Raw genomic sequence first — 1,559 nt, 5'->3', positions numbered from 1 at the left:
TATTCTTTTATACCAACTCGGATTGTATTGGTTACGTAGTACGGGAATGATATCGTCTTTGTCTTTCAGCCGGTCCAACATGATTGTATAGCCCAAGTCTTCCAACCGGGTAAACAGCCATCGGTTGGCCAGTGAAACCTCCAGCTTCGGAATAATATGTTCTTTGCAGAAAGCTTGGTAGGAAAGGTTTTCTATGATGCTTTGGGCTGCCAGGTATCCCGAGTGCATGGCATAGCGCATACCGAAGCCAAACAGAGCATCCTGAAAGCCGGCATTTTCTCCTACGTAGTAGATGCGGTTGTTTTTTATGAGTGTTTGATTTAGGGAGAAATTCACATACCCGCCAAAATATTTTGAATCCTGAATATCAATATTCACCTGTTTTTTCAGTACTTCTAAAGCTTTGTCAAAATAATGAAGGGACTTGGGGAATTCTTCGAACAGACAAGTAGCAAATGTAGCCTTTCCCTCATGAACTAGTAAATATGCGTATCCTTGCGGAGCAATATCATCACCAAGGAAAGCCGCAAAATAATTTTTGTGAGTAGTTGAGAAAATAATTCCTTTGGCTATAGCATCGGCGCCTTTAGGGCCTGTGCTTATGATTACTTTTCCATTTTCTGGGACCTTGGTGATTTTTTCTCCCCAATGAAAATTCACTCCGGATTCAATGGCTTGCCGCTTCAAACCCTGATCCAGGCTCCATTCATTAGATCCTCGTTCTATCATGTAAAAGAGAGGGCGTGACATTCTAAAATTATATTTTTGCCCAGAGGGATTGTAGAAATCCCCATTTCCAAACGGTTCAAAGAGAAAGTTTGTGGAAATGCCAATACGTCTTAAAAATTCCTGTGCATCTTCTTTGGTTGACCAATTTTCAATACCCTGGAAATCATGGTTGAAACGTTTACCCACTTCATGATACATTTCGTATATGCTGACAGAATATCCGGCCTTGGCCAAATTAATAGCAGAAACTAACCCTCCAGGGCCAGCGCCAATTATATGAATGTGTTCTTTTTTCATGCCAACCTCCGATAGGCTACACAGAGTATTTAATTGATTCTAATTATTTTGTGTAATAATAATTTAAATGCACAAAGCCGTTTCAGGGCCAGATGCATAGGGGTTTTTCGGTGCATTAATTAATTAGAAAAAATAAAAGGACCTATGACCAGAAATGTAGTGATCAGGTTCTCTCAAAAAAGTGTCTTCGCAAGACGGACAGCAGAAGTAAAGCCATATTCCTTCATACTCAATTTGCAGGGACAGATCTGGATTATCTATGGCTAAGCCACTTACAGGACAAGTTGCATGACGAGACATAATAAACCTCCTAATATTTTTATTTTAGATGGAGTGATGTTGAATTTGCGGATTCGTTTTTTGATGGATACTTCTTTTCGACAAATTTGACCAGGTTCCTGTCAAAAATCTCTTTACAGGTTGCAGTGCAGAATGCCCATGTATTGCCATTGACACTACTTTTGGGAGAGCTTTGAGGGTCTATTACCTCTTTTCCTGTTACTATACACTCTTTATTAAGACTTTCCATTTAG

General features: G+C 39.7%; 2 protein-coding genes. Both read right to left on the bottom strand.

Going from position 1 to position 1,559, the window contains the following annotated elements; all coding sequences use genetic code 11:
• Window positions 1-1,026, bottom strand: a 1,026-nt coding sequence (locus B151_RS19220) for an NAD(P)/FAD-dependent oxidoreductase (RefSeq protein ID WP_020404923.1), incomplete at its 3' end; no start/stop codon positions are given.
• A gap of 123 nt (window positions 1,027-1,149) precedes the next feature.
• Complete coding sequence (locus tag B151_RS20520; RefSeq protein ID WP_083909929.1) at window positions 1,150-1,326, bottom strand: YHS domain-containing protein; 177 nt, start codon at window positions 1,324-1,326, stop codon at window positions 1,150-1,152.
• Between the last annotated feature and the right edge of the window lie 233 nt (window positions 1,327-1,559).

It is taken from the genome of Gracilimonas tropica DSM 19535, assembly GCF_000375425.1.
Taxonomy (GTDB): domain Bacteria; phylum Bacteroidota; class Rhodothermia; order Balneolales; family Balneolaceae; genus Gracilimonas; species Gracilimonas tropica.
This window is presented reverse-complemented; position numbering and strand designations above follow the sequence as displayed.

Bases quoted from the DNA above. Each gene is read 5' to 3' on its own strand.
- B151_RS20520 (WP_083909929.1), bottom strand. From the start codon at position 1,326: ATGTCTCGTCATGCAACTTGTCCTGTAAGTGGCTTAGCCATAGATAAT.